This is a genomic window from Hymenobacter sp. HDW8 (assembly GCF_011305775.1).
Classification (GTDB): Bacteria; Bacteroidota; Bacteroidia; order Cytophagales; family Hymenobacteraceae; genus Hymenobacter; species Hymenobacter radiodurans.
In genome coordinates, this window is the sequence record NZ_CP049907.1 from 3839107 (window position 1) to 3862623 (window position 23517).

Annotated in this window: 21 protein-coding genes and 1 pseudogene; 19 read left to right on the top strand and 3 right to left on the bottom strand. The window is 49.2% G+C overall.

All coding sequences use genetic code 11. The features are described from left to right. Positions 1 to 17: 17 nt before the first annotated feature. From G7064_RS16430 to G7064_RS16455, 6 genes are all read left to right on the top strand, one after another. The gene (locus tag G7064_RS16430) at positions 18 to 1415 is read left to right on the top strand and encodes a lipopolysaccharide biosynthesis protein (protein WP_166074436.1); all 1398 of its coding nucleotides are present in this window, start codon (positions 18 to 20) and stop codon (positions 1413 to 1415) included. 95 nt (positions 1416 to 1510) lie between these two features. Further along, the gene (locus G7064_RS16435; RefSeq protein ID WP_166074437.1) at positions 1511 to 2428 is read left to right on the top strand and encodes a glycosyltransferase; all 918 of its coding nucleotides are present in this window, start codon (positions 1511 to 1513) and stop codon (positions 2426 to 2428) included. Between the two features lie 425 nt (positions 2429 to 2853). Then, a complete protein-coding gene (locus G7064_RS16440) occupies positions 2854 to 3660 on the top strand; it encodes a glycosyltransferase (protein ID WP_166074438.1) in 807 nt (268 codons plus the stop codon). Between the two features lie 422 nt (positions 3661 to 4082). Beyond that, positions 4083 to 4850 carry a glycosyltransferase family 4 protein gene (locus G7064_RS16445; RefSeq protein ID WP_240935545.1) on the top strand — a complete coding sequence of 256 codons (768 nt, stop codon included), beginning with the start codon at positions 4083 to 4085 and terminating at the stop codon, positions 4848 to 4850. Positions 4851 to 4877: 27 nt separating this feature from the next. Next, positions 4878 to 5894, top strand: coding sequence for a polysaccharide deacetylase family protein (locus G7064_RS16450; RefSeq protein WP_166074439.1), 1017 nt, complete (start codon positions 4878 to 4880; stop codon positions 5892 to 5894). Beyond that, on the top strand, positions 5891 to 6676 hold the full coding sequence (locus G7064_RS16455; protein WP_166074440.1) for a formyltransferase family protein: 786 nt from the start codon (positions 5891 to 5893) through the stop codon (positions 6674 to 6676). Before G7064_RS16450 ends, G7064_RS16455 begins: the two co-directional genes overlap by 4 nt. A 66-nt stretch (positions 6677 to 6742) precedes the next feature. Here G7064_RS16455 and G7064_RS16460 read toward each other — a convergent pair whose 3' ends face one another. Together G7064_RS16460 and G7064_RS16465 are read right to left on the bottom strand one after the other, a co-directional pair. Beyond that, positions 6743 to 8110, bottom strand: a complete 1368-nt coding sequence (locus G7064_RS16460; protein WP_166074441.1) for a hypothetical protein — start codon at positions 8108 to 8110, stop codon at positions 6743 to 6745. A gap of 21 nt (positions 8111 to 8131) precedes the next feature. Further along, positions 8132 to 9376 carry a tetratricopeptide repeat protein gene (locus G7064_RS16465; RefSeq protein WP_240935546.1) on the bottom strand — a complete coding sequence of 415 codons (1245 nt, stop codon included), beginning with the start codon at positions 9374 to 9376 and terminating at the stop codon, positions 8132 to 8134. A gap of 109 nt (positions 9377 to 9485) precedes the next feature. Between G7064_RS16465 and G7064_RS16470 the strand changes: the two genes are divergently transcribed. The 13 genes and pseudogenes from G7064_RS16470 to G7064_RS16530 all read left to right on the top strand — a co-directional run bounded on the left by G7064_RS16470 (position 9486) and on the right by G7064_RS16530 (position 23008). Next, positions 9486 to 10400 carry a M20/M25/M40 family metallo-hydrolase gene (locus G7064_RS16470; protein WP_166074442.1) on the top strand — a complete coding sequence of 305 codons (915 nt, stop codon included), beginning with the start codon at positions 9486 to 9488 and terminating at the stop codon, positions 10398 to 10400. 255 nt (positions 10401 to 10655) lie between these two features. Next, positions 10656 to 12907, top strand: a pseudogene (locus G7064_RS16475) (sodium-translocating pyrophosphatase). 187 nt (positions 12908 to 13094) lie between these two features. Next, positions 13095 to 13634 (top strand): phosphoribosyltransferase, encoded by a 540-nt coding sequence (locus tag G7064_RS16480; protein WP_166074443.1) that lies wholly within the window; start codon positions 13095 to 13097, stop codon positions 13632 to 13634. 110 nt (positions 13635 to 13744) lie between these two features. Beyond that, complete coding sequence (locus tag G7064_RS16485; RefSeq protein WP_166074444.1) at positions 13745 to 14371, top strand: adenylate kinase; 627 nt, start codon at positions 13745 to 13747, stop codon at positions 14369 to 14371. A gap of 158 nt (positions 14372 to 14529) precedes the next feature. After that, a complete protein-coding gene (obgE, locus tag G7064_RS16490; protein ID WP_166074445.1) occupies positions 14530 to 15525 on the top strand; it encodes a GTPase ObgE in 996 nt (331 codons plus the stop codon). Between the two features lie 187 nt (positions 15526 to 15712). Further along, positions 15713 to 16282, top strand: coding sequence for a nucleotide exchange factor GrpE (locus G7064_RS16495; RefSeq protein ID WP_166074446.1), 570 nt, complete (start codon positions 15713 to 15715; stop codon positions 16280 to 16282). Positions 16283 to 16303: 21 nt separating this feature from the next. Continuing rightward, a complete protein-coding gene (dnaJ, locus tag G7064_RS16500) occupies positions 16304 to 17440 on the top strand; it encodes a molecular chaperone DnaJ (RefSeq protein WP_133273790.1) in 1137 nt (378 codons plus the stop codon). A gap of 208 nt (positions 17441 to 17648) precedes the next feature. Beyond that, on the top strand, positions 17649 to 18182 hold the full coding sequence (locus G7064_RS16505; protein ID WP_240935547.1) for an RNA polymerase sigma factor: 534 nt from the start codon (positions 17649 to 17651) through the stop codon (positions 18180 to 18182). Beyond that, positions 18173 to 18796 carry a hypothetical protein gene (locus tag G7064_RS16510; protein ID WP_166074447.1) on the top strand — a complete coding sequence of 208 codons (624 nt, stop codon included), beginning with the start codon at positions 18173 to 18175 and terminating at the stop codon, positions 18794 to 18796. Before G7064_RS16505 ends, G7064_RS16510 begins: the two co-directional genes overlap by 10 nt. A gap of 84 nt (positions 18797 to 18880) precedes the next feature. Beyond that, the gene (locus tag G7064_RS16515) at positions 18881 to 19819 is read left to right on the top strand and encodes an ABC transporter ATP-binding protein (RefSeq protein ID WP_166074448.1); all 939 of its coding nucleotides are present in this window, start codon (positions 18881 to 18883) and stop codon (positions 19817 to 19819) included. Positions 19820 to 19879: 60 nt separating this feature from the next. Then, entirely contained in the window at positions 19880 to 21220 is a 1341-nt protein-coding gene (locus tag G7064_RS16520) for an ABC transporter permease (RefSeq protein ID WP_166074449.1), read from the top strand. A 164-nt stretch (positions 21221 to 21384) separates the two neighbouring features. Continuing rightward, positions 21385 to 22257 (top strand): ChaN family lipoprotein, encoded by an 873-nt coding sequence (locus tag G7064_RS16525; RefSeq protein ID WP_166074450.1) that lies wholly within the window; start codon positions 21385 to 21387, stop codon positions 22255 to 22257. A gap of 259 nt (positions 22258 to 22516) precedes the next feature. Next, positions 22517 to 23008, top strand: coding sequence for an intradiol ring-cleavage dioxygenase (locus tag G7064_RS16530; protein ID WP_166074451.1), 492 nt, complete (start codon positions 22517 to 22519; stop codon positions 23006 to 23008). 101 nt (positions 23009 to 23109) lie between these two features. Here G7064_RS16530 and G7064_RS16535 read toward each other — a convergent pair whose 3' ends face one another. After that, a complete protein-coding gene (locus tag G7064_RS16535) occupies positions 23110 to 23463 on the bottom strand; it encodes a HesB/IscA family protein (protein WP_084444422.1) in 354 nt (117 codons plus the stop codon). Between the last annotated feature and the right edge of the window lie 54 nt (positions 23464 to 23517).

Sequence of the window (23517 nt, forward strand, 5' to 3'; positions counted from 1 at the left end):
ACCTATTCTTTAAATAATTGAAACAGCATATCCAGCAATTTGTAAAAAATAATATAGATGCTTTTTTGCAGAAAGGATCATTTGCACAGAATTTTGCAGTAACATTATCAGGATCAGCAGCAGTAACTTTAATTGGGTTTCTTCTAACGCCAATTATGTCACGCTTGTACCCTCCGTCTGCCTATGGCCAATTCGCAGTTTTTAGTTCGTTGGCAAGCAACTTAAGTATGGTTGCTACACTTACGTATACTGCTGCTTTTCTACAACCTAAAACAAAAGAGAAATTTATTAATTTAGTTCAGCTTACTGTATTTTTAGCTTTTTTTACATGTTTTCTACTAGCAATTGGATTAATTATAGGCGGTTCATATATCATACATTATTTAAATATAGAAGGTATAGGAAATTGGTTTTATACTTTGCCTGTTATTTTGTTGTTATTCAATCTTAATAATATTATGAGTGGTTGGTACCTACGCGAAAAGCAATTTATTAAACGTACTACCGTTGATGTGACCACAGCCTTGGCCGGCCGTGGATTTACTATTTTATATGGCTTAATACTTGGCGGTAATGTTGTTGGATTACTATTAGGTGAATTCTTTAATCGTCTAACCAGCACAATTAGTTTATTAAGTGGTACAATTCGATATTCGTTTGGATTATTATGGCAAAATTTTTCTTGGAAAAATATCCGTTCTGTTGCGGTAGAGTATCGTGAATTTCCGTTTTATTTTCTTCCAGCAAGCTTCATTAATGTACTTTCTACACAACTGCCTATTTTTGCATTAACTACAGGATTTGGGCCTTCACCAGTTGGGCTTTATTCCTTTTCAGTAGCCTTACTAGAAATACCCATAAATTTAATTGGAAACGCTGTTTTACCTGTATTTTGGCAGAAAGCAACAGAGGTAAATTCCAAAGAACCCGAACGCCTCCCAATTCTTACACTAGACTTATACAATAAATTATTGTATTTAGGTTTAATTCCATTTGGACTGATAACAGTATATGGTGATATACTGTTTAAGTTGGTATTTGGAGCACGCTGGGAGATGGCTGGTGTATACACTGGGTACTTAGGTTATTACTATGTATTCAAACTAATGTCGCAGGCTACAGCACCAATTTATACCGTAATGAATAAGCAGCGTTATATCCTTTGGAGTAACATATTTCTACTAGTGATGCGTGCACTTGGACTGGCTATTGGCTTACTTAATCATGATTTAAATTTAGCCTTATTGCTTTTTGGCCTAGGCAGCTTATTAGCTACTTTCCTGATTGATCTACAAGTGCTGTCATTACTTAAACTACCCGTTTGGAAGATTGCGTTACGTACTGTTTTAATAGTTGGTGTTACTTTGGTTGTACTAAAAAGTATACGCATTGGCGCAGAACTTCTGCTTGGTTAATGATATCTACGTTAAGTTGCAAAATGTACGTCTCCGCTTAAAAAGTACGATGCTCAACCAATCTTATTCTTCTTGTTGAATGTCAATTCCCTTTAATGGAAAGTAATACATCAAATAATCCTTTCTTCAGCGTTATTATTCCTACTTACAACAGGGCTGGTTTTATAACCCCGACCATAAAGTCGGTACAGAAACAGGAGTTTGCTGCTTGGGAAGTTTTAATTATTGATGATGGTAGTACTGATGATACTAGCCAAAGAGTAGCTGCTCTATCAGATACCCGTATTCAATATCTGCCTAAGCTAAATGAGGAAAGAGGAGCCGCTCGCAATTATGGTTTCCTGCGCGCTAAAGGAGAGTATGTGTTATTTCTGGACTCGGACGATCTGTTGCTTCCGGATCATCTTGCGGTTCTTTATTCTACAATTCAACGTCTTGGAGCTCCAAACTTTATTGCCACGAAATACAACTTTGATCGCGATGGTATTTTAGCTGACAGCGATTTAGCTACTGTTACTGAAGGATGGTATGGCTTAGATTTCTTTGTTCGAGGCAACGCTTTAGCTTGTAATATTTGCGTGCGTCGTCAGAACTCTGATTTACGACTCTTCGAGGAAGATAGACGCTACGCGGCTGTGGAAGACTGGATGTTTATGCTGGAGAATATGCAGCGGGATCAGGTTTACATTGTGGATGCGGTGACGCTTACGATGAACGACCATGATGCGCGTTCTATGCGGTCCGACAATTCCACCTTAGTCAGGAAGCTGCAGTTAGCATTAGATTGGATGCTGGCTCGTGTGACGCTGACGCCAGAGCAACGGCGGATGCTGATAGGACGAGTGTATTATCTTTGTGCCATCCATGCCTATGCCGATGATCATCGGAAAGAAGCAATGGGTTATGCACGCCGTGCTGCGCCTAATCTGCCGAGAGGTCAGGCGGTAACTCTTTTGATTCGCTGTTTGATTGGGTTACGCGCGGTGGAATGGTTAAAGAAGATTCGCACCTGACGCTCACACTTCGTCATTTTCCTTTTTGAATGCGCATTCTATTTTTGAGTTATTGGGGACTAGACGATTCACTTACTGTTTCTACCGTTTTTCCGCATTTACAACTGCTAATACAGCGTCCTGATATAGAGTCTATCTTGCTCGTAACTATTGAGCGAGATGGGAAGGTACCCGTATTTAATCCGCCTTTTGCGGCCGACAAAGTAGAATACGCGCCTCTAATCTCGGAGCCGGGGCGAAATGTGCTGGTTACTAAAACAGACGATTTTCTGCGCTTTCCTCAGAAACTAGTAGGGCTGGCCACCCAGCATAGAAGCGATTTCTTATTGGCCCGAGGCGCACCAGCTGGCGCGCTGGCGTATCTGGTGTGGAAACAGAATAAGCTTCCGTTCTATGTCGAGTCATTTGAGCCCCACGCCGACTACATGCTGGAGTCGGGCGTGTGGAAATCCTATGATCCGCGCTATTTATTTCAGCGTTATTGGGAGAAAAAGCAAAAACAGTTGGCTCTTGGCTTGTTGCCTGTGGCCGAGAATTACCGACAGCAGCTTATCCGTGAGGGAGTTTCTGGCGAACGTATCGTTACGGTACCTTGCTCGGTAGATGTTGCGACGTTCAAATACGATCAAGCAAAGCGCAAGCAGATACGTGAGCAGCTAGGGTTCGCAGCTACTGCTCCTGTCGGGGTTTACGTGGGTAAGTTTGGCGATATTTATTACGACGCTGAAGCTTTTGATCTTTTCAAAGCTGCTGCTGACCATTTTGGACCTGATTTTCGCTTGATTATTCTTACACCGAATATACAAAGTGAGGTGCGGGCCAAATTAGCTAAAGTTAAATTTACGGAGACACAGGTGTTTGTAACAAAAGCCCCCCACGCTGATGTGCCAGGGTATTTGTCGGCTGCCGACTTTGCTTTTGCCCCCATTAAGCCTGCGCCTTGCCGGCTTTTCTGCTCGCCTATCAAAGTGGGTGAGTATTGGGCAGCCGGATTGCCGGTGTTATTAACGGAAGGAGTTGGCGACGATAGCGCTATCATTCGGCAGGAGGGAGGAGGAGCGGTCTTCAATCTCGACCAACCCGCAAGCGTTCCGGCAGCGATAAAGCAGATTGCAGCTCTTTTACAGAGCCCTGACTACCGACAACACACTGTGAAACTGGCAGAGCGTCACCGCTCACTAGATCTTGCTAAGCAGGCCTACGCTAAGTTTTTTGCCCCCCAAGCTGCCTAGCCGTTACCAGTTCTGTTTCCTCTCTAGCGTTGAGCTTCTCATTTGGCAAACACTGAGTTGGCTAACGAATAATCTGCAAAGTGTACTAAGGGCGGTAATAGCGTCTTAATTTTTGATATGCGTATTCTGTTTGTTATCCCTTATCCGCACGGGCAGGCGCCCTCCCAACGGTTTCGCTTTGAGCAATATCTGGAATTCTTAAAGGAAGCAGGCCACTACTATACCTTGGCTCCCTTTATCTCGGCAAGCGCTTGGGCCATCTTATATAAGCCTGGGCATCAGCTAGAAAAGGTGATGGGCGTTCTGGGGGCTTTTTACGGCGCTTGGATTTGTTGTTTTCAGTCTCTAGCTACGATTTCGTTTTTATACATAGGGAAGCAACTCCCATCGGACCACCGGTTTTTGAATGGATCGTGGCGAATGTGTTACGAAAGCGGATCATCTATGATTTTGATGATGCAATCTGGATGAAGGACCCGGCGGGAGAGCGCACGCTCATTAGCCAGTTCAAATGGCAGCAAAAAGTTGGGAGCATCTGCCGTTGGGCATATAAAGTCAGCTGTGGCAATGCCTATCTGCGCGATTATGCCAGTCAGTTTAACCCTAGAGCCATTATTAACCCAACTACACTCGATACTGAGCATTTGCATAACCAAGTGCAAGATCAGAATGCAGCCCCAACGCCGGTCATTGGCTGGACGGGTACCCATACTACCCTGCGCCATTTGGATATAGTGTGGCCTGTATTGGAACGACTTGAAAGGGAAGGCCACAACTTCGTGTTTCATGTCATATCCAATCAGCCGCCTGAGTATACTAACCTACGAGCGCTACACTACACCCCGTGGCGCAAAGCCACCGAAATCCAGGACTTGCTTCAGTTTCATGTCGGACTGATGCCGCTAGTGGATGATCCGTGGGCGAGAGGTAAATGTGCTTTTAAGGCATTACAATACATGGCATTAGGAGTGCCCGCATTAGTGTCGCCGGTAGGCATGAATACAGAAGTGGTACAGGATGGCACCAATGGATTTATCTGTTCCACCGACGAGCAATGGTACACTGCGTTGCGCAGCTTGCTAGTAGACGGTGAATTGCGGGCACGGCAGGGAAAAGCGGCTCGCCAAACTATTGTTGAGCGTTATTCAGTGGTTTCAAATAAGAACAACTTCCTGGCTCTATTCCAGTAGAAGCTGCTAAGTAAGGAGGAGTAGATCATGGAAAAACAGTCAAAAGAGCCGGGAAGATTCGTCATTTCGCTCGATTTTGAAATCAATTGGGGCGTGCGCGACCAGCAGACCTTGGCGCAGTATGGAGCCAACCTGCGGGGCGTTCGGCAAGTAGTACCCGCTCTGCTGTCTCTCTTCGAAGACCATAGCCTGCGAGTGACTTGGGCTACAGTTGGCTTACTGTTTTTTGAGAATAAGAAAACGCTCCTGGAAAACCTGCCCACCGTTCGGCCTCAATATGCTGATTCTAATTTGTCACCTTATCTGGCTCTTGATGAAGTAGGCGACGATGAGACGACGGATCCATATCATTTTGGTAGCTCCTTAATAGCCCAGATTCGCCAGACGCCCGGCCAAGAGATGGCCACGCATACCTTCTGTCATTATTACTGTCTGGAACGAGGCCAAACAGCCGAAGAATTTCGAGCCGACCTAGAAGCAGCTATTCAGGTAGCGCGCGCTCAAGGAATGGAGATGCGTAGTCTGGTATTTCCACGCAACCAAGCCAATCCGGCTTACCTGCCTATTTGTGCTGAACTAGGAATCACAAGTTATCGTGGTAACGAAGCTTCCTGGATTTACAAAGAGCGCACAGAAGAGGAACAAAGCTATTATAAGCGCGGTGCTCGACTGTTGGATGCCTATCTTAATATATCAGGTCACAACTGTTATGCGCTAGCGGATATCGCCAAAAGCTATCCTTATAATATTCCCGCTAGCCGCTTTCTGCGTCCTTGGTCTGCGCGCCTAGAGGCCTTGGAGCAGTTGCGGCTAAATCGCATCTTGAATGATATGACCCATGCCGCACAGCAGGGGCTTGTGTTTCACTTGTGGTGGCACCCGCATAATTTCGGGGTGAATCTTTCGCAAAATATGGCTGTACTACGCCGAATTGCTGATCACTATCAGGCACTGCATACTGCATTCGGTTTTGAAAGCCAGACAATGGCCGATGTAGCAGAGTTGTTGCAAGCTCGGGTTTCACATCCTACTATCGTCGCATGAGTGCTGTAGCTACAGGCAAAAAAATCGTATTGCTGGCTGGCCCAGGTGAGTCAACAGATATTCTGTTCCACGCCCTTGATGAGGAGTTTGGCGTGCACCGTGTCATTATCGAGACTCCCATCAGTCAGCAGCAGTTGCTAAAGCGGCGAACCCAAAAGCTCGGGTATGCCACAGTAGCAGGCCAGATACTTTTTAAGTTGCTGGTAGCTGTACCCCTAGGGAGGGCTTCACAGCTACGCTTAAAAAACATTCGCCTTCAGGCAAAGCTTGATAACCGACCAGTTCCTAATGACCGTGTGCTGCACGTTCCCTCCGTAAATTCCGCGGAGTGCATAGCCGCTCTCCAAGAATCACAACCAGATGTAATCGTGGTGAATGGTACGCGTATTATCAGTAAGAAAGTGCTCACCAGCGTTCCGTGTCCATTTATAAATACACATGCTGGTATCACGCCGCTTTATCGGGGCGTGCATGGGGGGTATTGGGCACTGACCCAGAATGACCGCGCCCATTGCGGCGTATCCGTCCACTTAGTTGATCCAGGCATTGACACTGGAGCTATTATCGCCCAAGCGTTAATAGAGCCTACACCAGAGGATAATTTTATAACCTATCCTTTATTACAGTTGGCCGCTGGACTTCCCTTGCTGAAGCAAGCTGTGCGCGACGCACTTCATGGCAATATTCAATTAAAAAAGCCCCCCACTGGCGAATCGCGGCTATGGTCGCACCCTACGCTATCAGAATATTTGCGCTACCGTCAGCTTAATGGCACCAAATAGCTGCCTCAAACCAAGCACCAGCGTTTAGCAGTATTATTAAAGCCGTTGCTTGATTTGTAATAAACCTCAAGAAACAGTTGCTAAACGACGCTGAGTAGGTGGAATTCTGCGACGTATTTTTGGTTTGCTAGGCTGCTGACTTAAACTCTGCATAATATAAAGCGCTGCCAAGTAAAACGGAATCAACGGGATTTTGTAGCGAACGAGCGTCCCAAAATTATAAGAGATAATGCCAACAGACGCTCCAAATATTAATGCAAAAACAATACATAAGCTTAATACTGGCGTACGTACTATATAATTCAAAAACCGCCGTGGCCCTATATTAAAAAGCATCCGGAGGGTAAAGATCAAAAAGAAAGTAGCCTCTAAAGCAGAAAGCAGCATTACAGGATTGCGTGCTTCCCACAAAAAAGGTCTGAATAGAGATACGACAATTGCTTGTGGTACTAGCTTCACCATTCCACCAAGACTTCCATCCTGCTCGCCTAATGAATAAGCAGAGCCATCCTGTTTTACTGATACTTCATATAAGTAGTCCGAGGTTATTTTACTGCGTTCCCCAATTTTATCTAAGTCATATTTCTCGTCCCCTTTTGTGAGGTTCGTCATTGCATATACTGCGATGACTGCACCCATACTTAGAAGAATAGGTTTTGCCAGTATTCGGATTAGCTGATTACGAATGCGCTGACTATTCTCATTGAACACCCACAGTACGGCGGGGGGCAAAAAAGATAAAAGAATATAAACTTTGGTGATAGATAAAAAATACGCAGCTAAGCCCCCCAATATTAAATTGCGAACAAGATTCTTTTTCTCGATAGCACCCTCATAAAAGGTGTAAAAAATCCAACCCAACGCACCTATACACAGAGAGTCCTTCATTAATCCGGATCCCCAGAAAAAGACAGAAGGAATAAAAAATACAACGATCGCTAATTGCTTGTATACCTGCGGTCTGATCTTCATAAAGGTCAGGAACATTGCCCACATCCCGCTAAAGCTTATAATAGCAAAGATTAACGCGACCACTGTATATGTATTAAAGCATAACATACCTATCACCGTAGCTATACGGACGATAACCATCTCGCTTGAACCTGGCTCAAACCAGTACATGCGTGACGTATAGTTGGCGATATCAGAGGATTTAACACCATCAGAAGTTAATAGCTTGATACCAGTTGCCCACGATTTATCGAATGCTTCATGCATAATCGTGGAGTGATAAAAATAATTATAGGTATCACCCCCATCATAATAAAATTGATAAATAAGGCCTAATGCAATTGCGCCAAGAAATTTGAGCGACAGAGCCGGAATAAAATATTTTTTTGTTAAAACATTAGTGAAGCGTGGGCGCAACGCAAATGCGAAGGCATAGAAAATGCCTAAATAAAGCGGTGTTAGAAAAAGATCTTTTAGCTCCATCTTTCGGTCCTAGCCAGGAGGCTAAATTTTATTTTTCTTGAGATACGCTTTCGCTTCACGATACTGCTCCGATTTATGGTCGGCTTTGTCTCGCACGACTTCGTAATAACGACGCGCAGCGGCTACATCAGGAGTTTTGGCAGCTATGCGAGCCAAGTTGAAGTTGGCATAAACGTAAAAGCCACCACTGGTCTCGTCCGTGCTTTCCGCGAATACGATACACCGCTGGTAGTAGTCTTGAGCCTTCTCGAGGTCCTTATACTTGTTCTGCATCAGCCAGCCTAGAAAATAAGTGGCGTAACGACCACTAATACCTTCATAGCCAGGCATACCACGGTTAAGTTTGTCCAATATGTCGCGACTTATTCGTTCACACTCCCGGAAATCACCCTCATTGAAGCATAATAGGGAATAGAAGCGTTGGAAATATCCATTGTCAGGATAGTTGCTGGCTAAAAAGCGAGCAACGGGCATGGATGCAGCTGGTTTATTCTCCTCATTATTGAGGATGCGCATCAAGAAAAACTTCGCCTCGATACCAGTATAAAAGCCGTTGTCAGCTACGTTTTTGAGCTGCTGTAAACCTAGTTCTCTGTTGCCTTTGGGAAAGAACAAAAGCACGGGTCGCAAAAGCGGATATTCTTCCGAAATCCAGACAGCGTAGTAGTTGAATAGTGCTTGTCCAAATAGAAACTCTGGGCTTAGACCATTTGCTTCCTTGCTTTTCTCTAGGTACTCAAGAGCGCGTCGGCTGCTTACCGTGGCTTTGCGCCAGTTGGCCCGCTCCGCATTCAAGCGAGCATCGAAGCCGTAAGCAGCGGAGAGAAAAAAACAGGCTTCATAGTTCTTCTTATCGGCTTTGTAGAGCTTCTCGCCGTAAGTAATAGCCGTGTCCATGTAAGCGAAAAACAGCTTGTCGTACTGCTTTGTCTGAACGTTGGTGGGCACAATTTTCCACCAGGTGCTTAAGCCTAGCAGGAAATACGGCATTGGATGTTCAGGATAGCGCCGGCGCAACGACCGAAACTGTTTCTCCGCCTTATCATACTTGAAGTTGTACAGGTTCTGTACGGCGCCATCTAGCTCAGTCTGGATGTCTTTGTCCAGCAGCAGCCAGCCTTTCGTATTAGCTGTCGGCAGAACATCTACATTTTCTACTTCGATCGTGCGGATGGGGGGCGGAGTGCGAGTGCTATCCTTTTTTTGGGCCTGAACACCGGTCGCCAGAAAAAGTAGTAACAGAATAAATCGAAGTTGTCGGATCATGGGATATACTACTGCAATCGTCGGCTAAGCTAAGTTCGGAGGCTATACGGCTGACAAGAGGGCTAAAGTATGGCTTTTATCCTAGTTTTGGACAAACAACCCACTGCATATGCATTTGCTTAAAACCTTGTGTGAGATTTCAGCACCAGCAGGCAACGAAGCTCCTCTGACAGAATTCTTATTACACTACATTAACGAAAATCAGGCGAGTTGGCGTGTGCAACCAACAGTAATACGAGGTGAAGAGTGGCAGGATTGCATTGTGCTAGTATTTGGAAAGCCTCGGACAGCGGTATTTGCTCATCTTGACAGTATTGGATTTACAGTTCGGTACGGACGTCAGCTGGTACGGATTGGTGGGCCACAAGCTGAAACAGGCTATCGGCTGGTGGGCCGCGATGCGCAAGGTGACATTGCCTGTACACTCGTCGTAGACGACGAAACGGGTGAACTAAGCTATGAGTTCACTCGCGACATTGAGCGAGGCACCGAACTAACCTTTGCCTGCGACTTTCGTGAAACGGCCGATACTGTGCAGTCATGCTACCTCGATAATCGGTTGGGCGTGTGGAATGCTCTGCGGCTGGCCGAAACGCTGGAGCATGGTATTCTGGTGTTTAGCTGTTGGGAAGAGCATGGTGGCGGCTCTGTAGCTTATCTGGCCAAGCACATCTATGAGAAGTATGGGGTGCGGCAGGCGTTGATTTCGGACATCACCTGGGTAACGGAGGGCGTACATGCTGGTCAGGGGGTTGCTATTTCTCTTCGTGACTCACTGATTCCGCGCCGCTCATACGTGGAGCGCATTCGCCGAATTGCAAAAGTTGCAGGCATTCCCCACCAGTTGGAAGTGGAGGGCAGCGGCGGCTCTGATGCTAAGGAATTACAGCACAGCGCTCAGCCTTGGGATTGGTGCTTTATAGGAGCACCCGAAGACAATGTGCACTCACCCGACGAAATAGTAGACAAGCGTGATATTGCTAGTATGCTGGCGCTGTACCAAGTGCTCATGCGGGAACTGTAGCACTTAAGCTAATCACTGGTAATCAAAAAGCCCCCAGACTAGTTTGGGGGGCTTTTTTACGTGGTGGCGTTTGTGTGAGTCAATAAAACAGGTAACAACGGAGAGTTGATTGTAAAATATAAGGAAGTGTTGCGGCTCACTTTTGCGGGCTGAGAACTTGAGGATTAGGTAATAAACTCTATTTTACCAACCCAAAACCTTCGTTCATTCCTCAATCTTAAACCTAAACGCTTACTTCTCACCTCCGCTTCTATGATGGAAATTCTTTACGTAGCTCCCGCGCTAGGCGTGTTGGCCCTGTTATACACGTGGTTGCGCTCGGGCTGGGTGGCCCGGCAGGATGCCGGCGACGAACGCATGCGCACGATTGCTGGCTATATCGCCGATGGCGCTATTGCGTTTCTGAAAGCTGAATACAAAGTGCTGGCTTTGTTCGCGCTCATTGCCTGCGCCTTTCTGGGCTACTTGGGCACCACAGGCGAAAAGTCGAGCCCTGTTATTGTGATTGCCTTCCTGATTGGCGCTGTATTTTCGGCGCTGGCGGGCTTTATTGGGATGAAGATTGCCACCAAAGCCAACGTTCGTACGGCGCAGGCAGCTCGCACTAGTCTAGCCAAAGCATTGAACGTGTCTTTTTCGGGAGGTTCGGTAATGGGCATGGGTGTAGCTGGCTTGGCCGTGTTGGGGCTGGGCTCACTGTTTATTGTTTTCTACAATATGTTCGTGCTGAGCAAAGGTGCCGGTGCCAACGGTATCGAGATGGAAACGGCGCTGGAAGTACTCACCGGCTTTTCATTGGGAGCAGAGAGCATCGCGCTGTTTGCTCGTGTAGGTGGTGGTATTTATACCAAAGCTGCCGACGTAGGAGCCGATTTGGTGGGCAAAGTTGAGGCCGGCATTCCGGAAGATGACCCCCGCAACCCCGCTACCATTGCCGATAACGTAGGCGATAACGTGGGCGATGTAGCTGGTATGGGCGCCGACTTATTTGGTTCTTATGTGGCTACCATTTTGGCTACCATGGTGCTGGGCCGCGAGGTCGCCGCTACCAATGACCAGTTCAATGGCCTGTCGCCCATCCTGCTACCAATGGTGATTGCCGGTATTGGCATCATCTCGTCGCTGTTGGGTATACTGACGGTACGAGTGAAAGAAGGCGGCAACGTGCAGGGTGCGCTAAACTTCGGCAACTATGTTTCAGTGGTGCTTACGGCGGTTTCGTCGTACTTTCTGGTGCGTTGGATGCTGCCGGCTGGCGAGTTGGTTATCAACCGTCCAGGGTCAATTCCTTTTAGCGCTATGGACGTGTTCTATGCTATCCTAGTAGGCTTGGTGGTAGGTACGCTGATGAGTATCATCACGGAATACTATACCGCTATGGGTAAGCGGCCGGTGATGAGCATTGTGCAGCAAAGCAGCACTGGCCACGCCACTACCGTAATTGGGGGCTTGGCAGTAGGCATGGAGTCAACAGTACTGCCTATTCTAGTATTGGCGGCCGGTATTGTCCTCAGCTTCGAATTTGCCGGTCTATATGGCGTAGCTATAGCAGCAGCGGGCATGATGGCAACTACGGCCATGCAGTTGGCTATTGACGCCTTCGGACCTATTGCGGATAACGCAGGTGGTATTGCCGAAATGAGTGAGCTGCCTAAGGAAGTGCGGGAGCGTACCGACATTCTGGATGCGGTAGGCAACACTACGGCCGCTACGGGTAAAGGCTTCGCTATTGCTTCGGCGGCGCTTACGTCGCTGGCGTTGTTTGCTGCCTTCATGGGCACGGCAAACATCACAAGTATCGACATTAGTAATGCCCGCGTGCTGGCTGGCCTGTTTGTTGGCGCGATGATTCCATTTATCTTCTCAGCGCTGGCAATTTCGGCGGTAGGTAGGGCGGCCATGGCTATGGTGCAGGAAGTGCGTCGGCAGTTCCGCGAGATTCCGGGCATCATGGAAGGTACCGGTCGGCCCGAGTATGAGAAGTGCGTGGCCATTTCTACCCAAGCTGCTATACGTGAGATGATGCTGCCAGGCGCTATTGCGCTTATCGTTCCCATCATTGTTGGCTTTGCTTTCGGACCACAGGTACTGGGGGCTTATTGGCCGGCGTAACGGTATCGGGTGTGCTGATGGCAATGTTCCAGAGTAACGCTGGTGGTGCCTGGGACAACGCCAAGAAATCGTTTGAGAAGGGCGTAATGGTGAATGGCAAAATGGAATTTAAGGGATCGGATGCGCATAAGGCTTCTGTAACTGGCGATACCGTAGGTGATCCTTTCAAAGACACGTCGGGCCCTTCCATGAACATTTTGATCAAGTTGATGAGCATCGTGTCGCTGGTAATTGCCCCCCACATTGCCGTTACCGATGATACGGTGCGCGAAGGTGTGGCGCCGGTAGGAGTGAAGTCTTTGGAGCGGGTGATAGAGCCCAAAGCAGCGTTTACTGATGCGTCCGTTGCTGCTACCAAAACGACTTACGTGCTGCCACAGCGCACACAGAAATAGGTTAAGCGCAGTAGGTAGCTTGCTGAAAACCAAGTTGTAGATGAGCCGATTTTTACTCTCTTAACGGTTCATAGCACTCGACTTCAGTTGATCAAAGTCCGGAAAGCAGCCTCTTCATACGGAAGAGGCTGCTTTTTTTTGTCCTACCTTTGGCCATCCCTTCGTCCGGTTTTCAACCTTGCCCGGTATGCCTCAACCCGTTATCTCTCTGCATAACAAGCAGTTTGTCCCTTACCTCACAGCAGAGCAACTGGCAGACGCCGTGCGAGAGTTGGCCGCCCGCCTTACTGCGGATTACGCCACCAAGACTCCACTATTTGTGGCTGTGCTCAATGGCTCGTTCATGTTTGCGTCCGATTTGTTGAAAGAGCTGACAATCGACTGCGAAATTTCTTTCGTCAAGATGGCTTCCTATGAAGGCACGAGCAGCACGGGAGCAGTGAAAGAGCTAATGGGGCTACGCGAAGACGTACAAGGCCGGCATATAGTTGTGCTGGAGGATATCGTGGATACTGGCCACACCATTCGGGCCTTGCTCGATACGCTGGGGGGCAAAAACCCGGCTTCGTTGGAGGTCGCCTGTTTGCTAATCAAGCCCGATTGCCTGCTGCACAAGCTGGATATTCGTTACCCAGCTCTTAGTATTGCAAATGATTTTGTGGTAGGCTATGGCCTTGATTATGATGGCTTAGGCCGAAATTACCCTGATCTGTACAAGGCGTTGTAATCTGGCGGGTTCAGCCTACTTTTGCGGCCTGCCGTATGGGGCACTTTAGTATCGATTCGCTATCTTTCCCAAACACCGTCTTTTCTTTCCCCTGCGAAAATCCTCGCTCTATGCTCAATATCGTGCTCTTCGGCCCGCCCGGTGCCGGCAAAGGAACGCAAAGTCAGAAGTTAATTGCCCGTTATAATCTGGTACACCTCTCGACCGGCGACCTGCTTCGCTCCCAAATCACGCAAGGCACCGAACTAGGTCTGCGCGCCAAAAAACTGATGGATGAAGGCCTGTTGGTGCCTGATGAAGTGGTAATTGGCATGATTGAGAGCCAACTAGCTAACAACACTGAAGCTGCGGGCTTTATCTTCGATGGCTTTCCGCGTACTGTACCACAGGCCCAAAGCCTCGATGAGCTGATGGTGCGCTACGACACCGGCGTGTCGTGCATGATTGCTCTGGAAGTAGCGGAAGAGGAACTGGTGAAGCGCCTGCTAGAGCGCGGTAAAACCAGCGGCCGCCCTGACGACCAAGACGAAGCCAAAATCCGCCGCCGCGTAAACGTGTACAATACCGAAACCGCTCAAGTGGCTGGTTATTACGCTGAGCAGCAGAAGTTTCACGCTCTTAATGGCATTGGTGCTATCGAAGAAATATTTACCCAAATCTGCGATATTATTGACCAGAAGCAGGCGGCGCCATCGCTGTCTGATGGGCAGCAGGCTGCTGACGAAGTAAAAGCGTAACTTTGCGGTCATAACCGCTTTCACCTGTCATCCTAAGGAACGAAGGACCTTATCTGTTGAACAAGTCGGTTCAATATGATAAGGTCCTTCGTTCCTTAGGATGACAGACGTTTTTTAGGCAGATCATCTGTCAATTTCCTCATTCAGCATTTCTACCAGTGGCTTCCAATAATTTCATCGACTACGTTAAAGTCTGCTGCCGTTCGGGCAAGGGCGGAGCGGGCTCTTCTCACTTCTTTCGGGCCAAAGGGCTGCCGAACGGCGGCCCCGATGGCGGCGACGGTGGTCGTGGGGGCCATATTATTTTGGAAGGCAACTCCCAGCTCTGGACCTTATTGCACCTGCAATACCAGAAGCACGTGATTGCCGGCCACGGCCAAGGCGGCGCCGAAAGCCTGCGCAGCGGTGCCCAGGGCGAAGACGTAATTCTGCAAGTTCCACTTGGTACGATTGCCCGCGATGCGGAAACCGGCGAAAAGAAAGTTGAAATCACAGAGCATGGCCAGCGCATTATCCTCACGCCTGGCGGGCGTGGTGGTCTCGGCAACGACCATTTTAAATCGGCTACCAACCAAGCTCCCACCTATGCTCAACCCGGTGAGCCTGGTATTGAGGAATGGGTGGTACTGGAGCTAAAGCTGCTGGCCGACGTAGGCTTGGTCGGATTTCCGAATGCTGGTAAAAGCACGTTGCTCTCCGTTGTATCGGCGGCAAAGCCCAAAATTGCCGATTACGCTTTCACGACTTTGGTGCCTAACCTGGGCGTAGTAGCTTACCGCGACTACAAGTCCTTCGTGATGGCTGATATTCCGGGTATCATTGAAGGAGCTGCTGAAGGGCGAGGCTTAGGCACGCGCTTTCTGAAGCACATCGAGCGCAACTCCATGTTGCTATTCATGATTTCGGTGGACAGCGACGACATTGCCGCCGAGTATCAGGTGCTGCTCAATGAGTTGGCCCAGTTTAACCCCGACCTGCTGGAAAAGCGCCGCGTATTGGCCATCACCAAAGCCGATTTGATTGACGACGAGTTGGAAGCTGAGATTCGGGCTACACTCCCCACAGATTTGCCCAGCGTATTTATTTCCAGCCTAGCCAATAAGAATATCCAGCGATTGAAGGATATGATTTGGCAGGAACTGAACGCGAAGTAAACTGAGGTAGTAGCATAATTCTGGCGTCTTAGTATCAACCACTTACGCTTCCTGAACTAAACACAGCTGTTCCGAAGTTTCAGTGCCACTATGGCAGCCCTAGTGCCTTTGGCAAACTCATTGTTCCCACTTCTTGCCAATCGGCTAAAATGAAGTGAAAAACCCGTTTCGACGCATATTCGATAAAATGGCTGACGATAAAAACGTACTGCAGGACGACAACTTGACCGTTGACCCCGACCACGTAGCTGGCGAAATGGCTGATGGTGAGGCAACAGTAACTGCTGAAACTGAAAAAGCCCCCCAGTCTGAAGTAAACAGAACAGAGACTGAACTTGCAGAGTTAAAAGACAAATACTTGCGCTTAGCGGCTGAGTTTGATAACTACAAGCGTCGCACTGCCAAGGAGCGCTCTGACCTGTTCAAATCAGCTAATCAGGAGCTAATGGCCGTTTTGCTGCCCGTGCTTGACGATTTTGAGCGCGCTCGTACCCACACCCAATCGTCGGAAGACGTGCAAGTGGTTCGGGAGAGCGTAGATATTATCTACAACAAGCTAGTCAAAACGCTTCAGCAGAAGGGTTTGACTGCTATGGAGACCAAAGGCGGCGACTTTGACCCGGACTTGCACGAGGCTATTACCCAGATTCCGGCTCCGAGTGAGGAGTTGAAGGGTAAGGTGGTAGATGAAGTAGAGAAGGGCTATTATTTGGGTGATAAAGTAATCCGCCACGCCAAAGTGGTGCTGGGCCAATAAACGACGCACAGATTAAAGATTATGGCGCAGAAGCGTGATTATTACGAGGTGTTGGATGTAGCCAAAACCGCGACGGGAGACGAGATCAAGAAGGCTTATCGTAAGGTAGCTATCAAGTTTCACCCCGACAAAAACCCCGACGACCCGACGGCCGAAGACAAGTTTAAGGAAGCTGCTGAGGCTTATGAGGTATTGTCGGATGAGCAGAAGCGCGCCCGCTACGACCGCTTTGGCCATCAAGGTGTGGGCGGCAACGGCAGCGGCCCGAACATGGAAGATATCTTCTCGCAGTTCGGCGACATCTTTGGTGGCGGCGGCTTCGAGGGTTTCTTTGGTGGTGGCCGTTCTGGTGGCGGACGCCGGATGAAGAAAGGCTCCAACTTGCGCATCAAGCTGAAGCTGGATCTGGAGGAAGTTGCCAACGGCATTGAGAAGAAAATCAAGGTGAAGCGCTACGTGGCGTGCAACACCTGCTCGGGCACAGGCGCTAAGAACGGTACTGATCTGAAGGATTGTGGCACTTGCCACGGCCAAGGCCAGGTGAAGCGCGTGGTGAATACCATGCTGGGCCAGATGGTGAGCAGCTCAACCTGCCCTACCTGTAACGGCGAAGGCAAAGTAGTAACCAGCAAGTGCGACGTTTGCCACGGTGATGGTCGCCAGCTACAGGAAGAAATCATTCCGATCAATATTCCGGCTGGTGTAGCGGAGGGCATGCAGCTGAGTATGAACGGCAAAGGCAACTACCCTGAGCGCGGCGGTGTGCCCGGCGACTTACTCATTCAGATTGAGGAGGAGCCGCACGAATTGCTAAAGCGTGATGGCAACAACATCATGTTCGACCAGTACATCTCATTCGTGGATGCGGCTTTAGGCGCGAGCATCGAGGTTCCGACTATTGAAGGCAAAGTCAAAATCAAGGTTGATCCCGGCACTCAGCCCGGCAAGATCCTACGTTTGCGTGGCAAAGGTATTAAGGACCTGAACGGCTACGGTCGCGGCGACCAGTTGATTCACATCAACGTGTGGACGCCCAAGGTGGTGAACAGCCAGGAGCGTGAGCTGCTGGAGAAGCTGCGCGACTCGCAAAACTTTACGCCCAATCCGGGCAAGAATGAGAAAGGCTTCTTCGAGAAAGTGAAGGAGTACTTTCAATAAGCATAGCGTGAGCTCGCTTTTGCAGAGTTAAGTCATTTGTAAAAAAGCCCCCCAGATATCTATTGGGGGCTTTTTTAGTTGAGGAAAGCCAGGGTAACATTCTGCGCTTTGATAAAAAGCACCGAAAAGAGGATGTCTTTGAAGCCGCGAAATATTTTTCGCGGGCGCTGTAATTCGTCGATAATAGCCGCGATATATGTAGTGTATCTTGGCTGTTTCCTCGCTCTTGGCTCCCGATCCCAATACTGCTGAATTTCTGACGCTCATCAATGCGCATCAGGCAATGCTCCGGCGAATCTGTCGGCTGTATTGCCCCGACGCCGATGACCAGCAGGATCTGTTTCAGGAAATCGTACTGCAACTATGGCGAGCCTACCCGCGCTACGAGCCGCGGGGGGCAAAAATCAGCACTTGGATGTATCGTATTGGGCTAAACGTGGCCGTGTCGGATTTGCGCCAGCGCACCCGCAAACCGGCTCCCGACCGCCTCAACCCGCAGATAATAGAAGTAGCCCAGGCACCCGACCTCGGCACCGATTCAGCGGAAACTACCGCGCTTTACAGTGCTATTGAGCGGCTGTCGGAAGTGGAAAAGGCTTTTGTGCTGCTATACCTAGAAGAGCACACTTATGAGGAAATGGCCGACATTCTCGGGATTACGCAGAATAATGTGCGCGTCAAAATGCACCGCATCCAAGAAAAACTACGCAAGATTTTCAGTCGCTCAGAGCAATGGAATTAAATGAACTCCGTCAGATGTGGAACCGCCAGACTACCGCGGAGCCAGCGCCGCTCAGCGAGCAGAGCGTGGCGCGCATAGTAGCGCGTAAATCAGACAGCGTAGTGACGCGGCTGCGCCGCAACGCTTGGTGGGAAGTCGGGTCTATCGTGTATGTAATTATTGCCTTGCCATTTGGTATCGATTATTTCGACAACCAGTTCATCAAGGGCTATCTGCTGACTTTCGAGTTGCTGTCGGTGGCCTTTCTCTATTACTATTACCGCAAGTTCAAACTGCTGAGCCGGATGGATCACGTTGACAAGGACGTACGAGGACATTTGCAGGCGTTAATTACGGGTTTGCGTGGTCTGCTTGCCATCTATCTGCGCCTTTCGCTCTGGGTTACCATCGCTGCCCTTATAGCAACCACATCTTACCAGGCATTTCGGCTTACGCTGAAGTACGATGGTGGAAAGCTAGTCTGGGGCATCGGATCGATGATGGTGATCATGTTTCTCACGGGCGCCATTCTGTATTGGTTGATGATCAAATTCACTAAATGGTACCTGCACAAGCTCTACGGCCAGCACCTCGACCGGCTCGAAGGATACCTGCATGAGTTGCAGGCCGAGTGAAAATTTGCCCCCCTAAAGCAGCAGCAAAACAGAAGCATTGCTATAAATGAATACATTTAATGTCGACAAACCTTACTTCCAGCCGTGAGCAACATTCTACAAGCAATTGACGTGCACAAAGCCTACGATGCGCACGTGGCCCTGAGCGGCGTCAGCCTCGACATTCCCGAGCGCAGCATCTTCGGTTTGCTGGGCCCAAACGGAGCAGGCAAAACCTCTCTTATCCGCATCATCACTCAGATTACCGGTGCTGACTCGGGCGAAATTCGGTTTCGAGGTGAGCGGCTGAATCCCAGCCATATTGCCCAGATCGGGTATTTGCCAGAGGAGCGCGGGCTGTATAAGAAGATGAAAATAGGGGAGCAGCTGCTTTATCTGGCCCAGCTAAAAGGTCTGAGCAAGGCTGATGCTACCCAGCGCATTAAAGCCTGGATCGACCGCTTCGACCTACGTACCTGGGTAGGTAAAAACGTGGAGGACTTATCGAAGGGCATGCAGCAGAAGGTGCAGTTTATCGCCACGGTGCTGCACGAGCCCAGCCTGATTATCCTCGACGAGCCGTTCTCAGGCTTCGACCCGATTAATGCTAATCTGATTAAAGACGAAATTATGGAGCTGCGCGAAAAGGGCGCCACCATCATTTTCTCTACTCACCGCATGGAATCGGTGGAGGAAATGTGCGATTCTATTGCCTTAATTAACCGCTCACGCAAGGTGCTTGATGGTCCTGTGGGCAAGATTAAGGATACGTTCAAGACGAACACTTACGAAGTGGAGGGCAAAGGCCGCCTGATGGTTATTCACCCCGATTTTGAGGTGCTGGAGCACAGAGAGCGCGAAAACGGCTACTTCTACGACCGTATTCGCCTCCACGAAGGCGTGACGCCCAACGACTTGCTACGCTACCTCATTGGCCAAGTAGAAATACATGCTTTCCGTGAGCAGATTCCGAGCATCAATGAAATCTTCATTCGTCGCGTGCGTGAGACGATGCCAGAGTCATTGGTGGAAGAGAACGTCTGAGGCAACAGTCTCAACGTGCTCATATAGTGTCTCCTAATCAGTATTCAATTATCAAAACCAATGGATAAAATCTGGCTTATCGTGCAGCGTGAATACATCACGCGGGTGCGCAAAAAGAGCTTCATCATCATGACTTTTGTGGGGCCGCTGCTCATGTCAGCCCTGTTTGTGGTGCCGATATTTCTGATGCAGATGTCATCGGATGACAAGAAAATTGTAACTGTAGCCGACGCGGGGGGGCTTTTTAGTGGCAAGTTGCCTGAAGATCAAAAGAGCAGCATTCGCTACGTGCACGCACCTACTGATCTGGAAACGGCCAAAGCCGAATTCAAGAAAAGCAAGAATTCAGCATTGCTCTACGTTCCGCCTTTCGACTTGGCCAACCCAACAGGTATCAAGTTGTTTGGACGCGAAAATCTGAGTCTTTCGCTTCAAACGAGCATCGAGCGGATGGTGGATCGTCAGGTAGAGGCGGCCCGCCTGCAGAAGTCGGGTATTGACCAGGAAGTGCTAGATAACCTAAAGGCCGATGTGGATGTGGACACAGTGAACCTAAGCGATGAAGGCGAAAAATCGAGCAATTCGATGGTGACATCAGGGGTAGCTTATTTCATGGCATTCCTCATTTACTTGTTCATTTTCCTCTACGGCGTCCAAATTATGCGTGGGGTAATTGAGGAGAAAACCAGCCGTATTGTAGAGGTCATTATGTCGTCGGTGAAGCCGTTTCAACTGATGATGGGCAAGGTAATCGGTATTGCTGCCGTGGGTCTCACCCAGTTATTGCTGTGGGTAGCGCTGTCGAGCATCGTTATTACCGGCGTTTCGGCCGCTACGGGACTGGATACAGTAGCCGCTTCGCGGACGCAGCAGCTAGAAACCGTAGCTCAGTCGGCTGGAGCCACTCCTAAAGAAACCGAAGACAAGACAGCTGTAGTGTATAAGTCAGCTATGGAAGGGTTTTCTAACCTGAATTTGCCACTTATCATTGGTAGTTTCCTGTTTTATTTCCTGGGGGGCTATTTGCTCTATGGTGCTTTATTCGGGGCTATTGGCGCCGCCGTTGATAATGAGACAGACACACAGCAGTTTATGCTGCCCATCACCATGCCGCTCATTCTGACATTCATTGTAGCGCAAAGCGTGATGATTCGGGATCCGAATGGGCCTATAGCTTATTGGATGTCGATGATTCCATTCACGTCGCCTATTGCCATGGTTATTCGCATTCCCTTCGGTGGTGTTACAGCAGGGCAGTTGCTGCTTTCTATGGCGCTGCTAGTGGTTGGCTTTGTGGCCACTATCTGGATAGCTGCCCGCATCTACCGCGTGGGTATTCTGCTGTATGGCAAGAAGGTAACCTACAAAGAGCTGTCGCGCTGGATGTTCTATAAAGGCTAAATCTTCCAAAAAAGCCCCCGCACTGTGCAACTTGCAGAGTAGCGGTTGTGCTTGGTACAAAAGCCCCGTCATTTGCTCTAAGCAACCATGACGGGGCTTTTTGCGCTTTACAGGAACAAGAGGCCCGCTTGTCGACTTCCTATTCTATTCCACCAACTTTACTTATGCGCCGCTTTCTCTTCCTACCAATTTTGCTTAGCCTCCTCAGCTTCCGCACCGGCGAACGTCCCGCTTATCGCCTGTATACTACCGCCGGCAAATCGGCCAGCTACGATAAGATGCTCAATGAGCTAGCCGAAGCTGATGTTGTGCTTTTTGGCGAGCAGCACAACGACCCCATCGCGCACTGGCTCCAATTGCAAGTAGCCCGTGACTTAGCCCAGCGCAAAGCGGGTCAGCTGGTGTTAGGATTGGAGATGTTTGAGCGCGACGTGCAGCCGCTCGTGGAGCAATACAACACCGGCGAGTTGGACGACAAAGCCTTCGAAGAGCAGAGCCGGCCTTGGCCTAACTATACTACCGATTATAAGCCCTTGCTTCAGTTGGCGCGTCAAAATAAGCTACGTGTTGTAGGTACCAACGTGCCTCGGCGATATGCTTCTCAAGTAGCGAAAGGCAGCCTGGATGCGCTCGAGAATTTGCCCCCCAATGAGAAGGAATGGCTCGCACCGCTGCCTATCACCGTCGATTATGCGCTGCCCGGCTATGCCAACATGGCTAAGATGTTTGGCGACGCTGCTCATGGCGGCACGGCGGCCCAAAACATCATTCAGGCCCAAGCCTTGAAAGACGCCACCATGGCGCATTTTATTCTGAAAAACCGGCAGCCCGGCCAACTGTTGCTCCACCTCAATGGTAGTTACCACTCCGATAACTATGACGGAATCAACTGGTATTTGCGCCAAGCGGAGCCTAAGCTGCGCATTCGTACTATTTCCACGGTGTCGCAGGAGCAACTGGAGAAGCTGGAGAAAGAGCACCTGCGCAAAGCCGACTTCGTGCTCGTTGTGCCAGCCGATATGACCAAGACGTATTAACAGGCTCTAGTTAATAGAAGAGTGCTAGCAAAAACGTAATTTAAGTAACTCAGAAGCAAATCTCTAGCTGGTCAGAGTTATGAAAGTGTGCGAATGCCTGCTCAGTGTGTTGCTCAGTAGTTTTGGTCTGCTGATTGGTGCGTGTAGCGACAGTAAGTCGCAAAGTAGTGTCCAAGCTTTCGAAGGTAATAACCACTCTATTACCACAGCAGATACCTGCGACGGCCCCGATACCGCTATTGCGTGCTGTTTCGTGAATATGCCCGCTTTATTAAGCTCTACCCTAAGGATGGGCGGGCCCAACGAACTAGGCGACCCATTACTAATTACTGGTACGTTGCTACAGGCCGATGGCAAAAGTCCGTATGCGGGCGTAATCCTCTACGCGTATCAAACTGACCACACGGGCCGTTACACCAAAAAAGGCGGTGAAAGAGGTGTTCAGAAGTGGCATGGGCACTTGCATGACTGGGCAAAGTCAGACAAGCAGGGCCGGTACACCATTAGCTCCGTCCGGCCGGCATCATACCCAAGCCGCACGGATCCCGCTCATATTCACGCCGTTATTCAGGAGCCAGGGGGCCGTCAGCCTTATTATATTACCGACTTTGTGTTTAAAGACGACCCGTTGGTAACACCGAAGTACATTGCATCAATACCGTCGGTGGCGGTGGGTGGTACCGGTGTAGTCGAGTTAAAGCGAACAGCAAAAGGCTGGACGGGTCGCCGGGACATTATTTTGAAGAAATGATCCTGCTGATTACGCGGCTTTTAACAGCATAAGGACAAACAAAAAGCCTTGCCTACAGAATGTAAGCAAGGCTTTACGATAAAAGCGAAGCTATTCGTTTCTTAAGCTGAAAACGACGAGCCGCAGCCGCAGGTGCTTTTAGCCTGTGGGTTATTGAAAACAAAGCCCCGAGCGTTCAGGCCATCCTGGAAGTCTACCTCCATGCCTAGCACGTACATCGCGTGCTTCTTGTCCATGATAAGGCGCAGACCGTCAAGGTCGTACACTTCATCGTTGTCTTTTGCTTTGTCGAAGCCGAGCAGATAGCTCATGCCCGAGCAGCCGCCGCCCTGCACACCGATGCGCAAACCGTATTCAGTGGGCACTTTCTTTTCTTCAATAATATTTCTGACTTCTACCAAAGCCCGCGAGGTGAGGCTGATGGGAGCAGTTTTGGTTGAAACGGCCGTTGCCATAATGAGTTCGTGGTTAAGAGAAGACTGGTGCAAAGATACGAAGACTATAGGATT

What these genes read in the sequence shown, in the direction of transcription:
- G7064_RS16435 (WP_166074437.1), top strand. Translation starts at nt 1,511, where the DNA reads ATGGAAAGTAATACATCAAATAATCCTTTCTTCAGCGTTATTATTCCT.
- G7064_RS16440 (WP_166074438.1), top strand. Translation starts at nt 2,854, where the DNA reads ATGCTGGAGTCGGGCGTGTGGAAATCCTATGATCCGCGCTATTTATTT.
- G7064_RS16450 (WP_166074439.1), top strand. Translation starts at nt 4,878, where the DNA reads ATGGAAAAACAGTCAAAAGAGCCGGGAAGATTCGTCATTTCGCTCGAT.
- G7064_RS16455 (WP_166074440.1), top strand. Translation starts at nt 5,891, where the DNA reads ATGAGTGCTGTAGCTACAGGCAAAAAAATCGTATTGCTGGCTGGCCCA.
- G7064_RS16460 (WP_166074441.1), bottom strand. Translation starts at nt 8,110, where the DNA reads ATGGAGCTAAAAGATCTTTTTCTAACACCGCTTTATTTAGGCATTTTC.
- G7064_RS16465 (WP_240935546.1), bottom strand. Translation starts at nt 9,376, where the DNA reads ATGATCCGACAACTTCGATTTATTCTGTTACTACTTTTTCTGGCGACC.
- G7064_RS16470 (WP_166074442.1), top strand. Translation starts at nt 9,486, where the DNA reads ATGCATTTGCTTAAAACCTTGTGTGAGATTTCAGCACCAGCAGGCAAC.
- G7064_RS16480 (WP_166074443.1), top strand. Translation starts at nt 13,095, where the DNA reads ATGCCTCAACCCGTTATCTCTCTGCATAACAAGCAGTTTGTCCCTTAC.
- G7064_RS16485 (WP_166074444.1), top strand. Translation starts at nt 13,745, where the DNA reads ATGCTCAATATCGTGCTCTTCGGCCCGCCCGGTGCCGGCAAAGGAACG.
- G7064_RS16495 (WP_166074446.1), top strand. Translation starts at nt 15,713, where the DNA reads ATGGCTGACGATAAAAACGTACTGCAGGACGACAACTTGACCGTTGAC.
- dnaJ (WP_133273790.1), top strand. Translation starts at nt 16,304, where the DNA reads ATGGCGCAGAAGCGTGATTATTACGAGGTGTTGGATGTAGCCAAAACC.
- G7064_RS16510 (WP_166074447.1), top strand. Translation starts at nt 18,173, where the DNA reads ATGGAATTAAATGAACTCCGTCAGATGTGGAACCGCCAGACTACCGCG.
- G7064_RS16520 (WP_166074449.1), top strand. Translation starts at nt 19,880, where the DNA reads ATGGATAAAATCTGGCTTATCGTGCAGCGTGAATACATCACGCGGGTG.
- G7064_RS16525 (WP_166074450.1), top strand. Translation starts at nt 21,385, where the DNA reads ATGCGCCGCTTTCTCTTCCTACCAATTTTGCTTAGCCTCCTCAGCTTC.
- G7064_RS16530 (WP_166074451.1), top strand. Translation starts at nt 22,517, where the DNA reads ATGCCCGCTTTATTAAGCTCTACCCTAAGGATGGGCGGGCCCAACGAA.
- G7064_RS16535 (WP_084444422.1), bottom strand. Translation starts at nt 23,463, where the DNA reads ATGGCAACGGCCGTTTCAACCAAAACTGCTCCCATCAGCCTCACCTCG.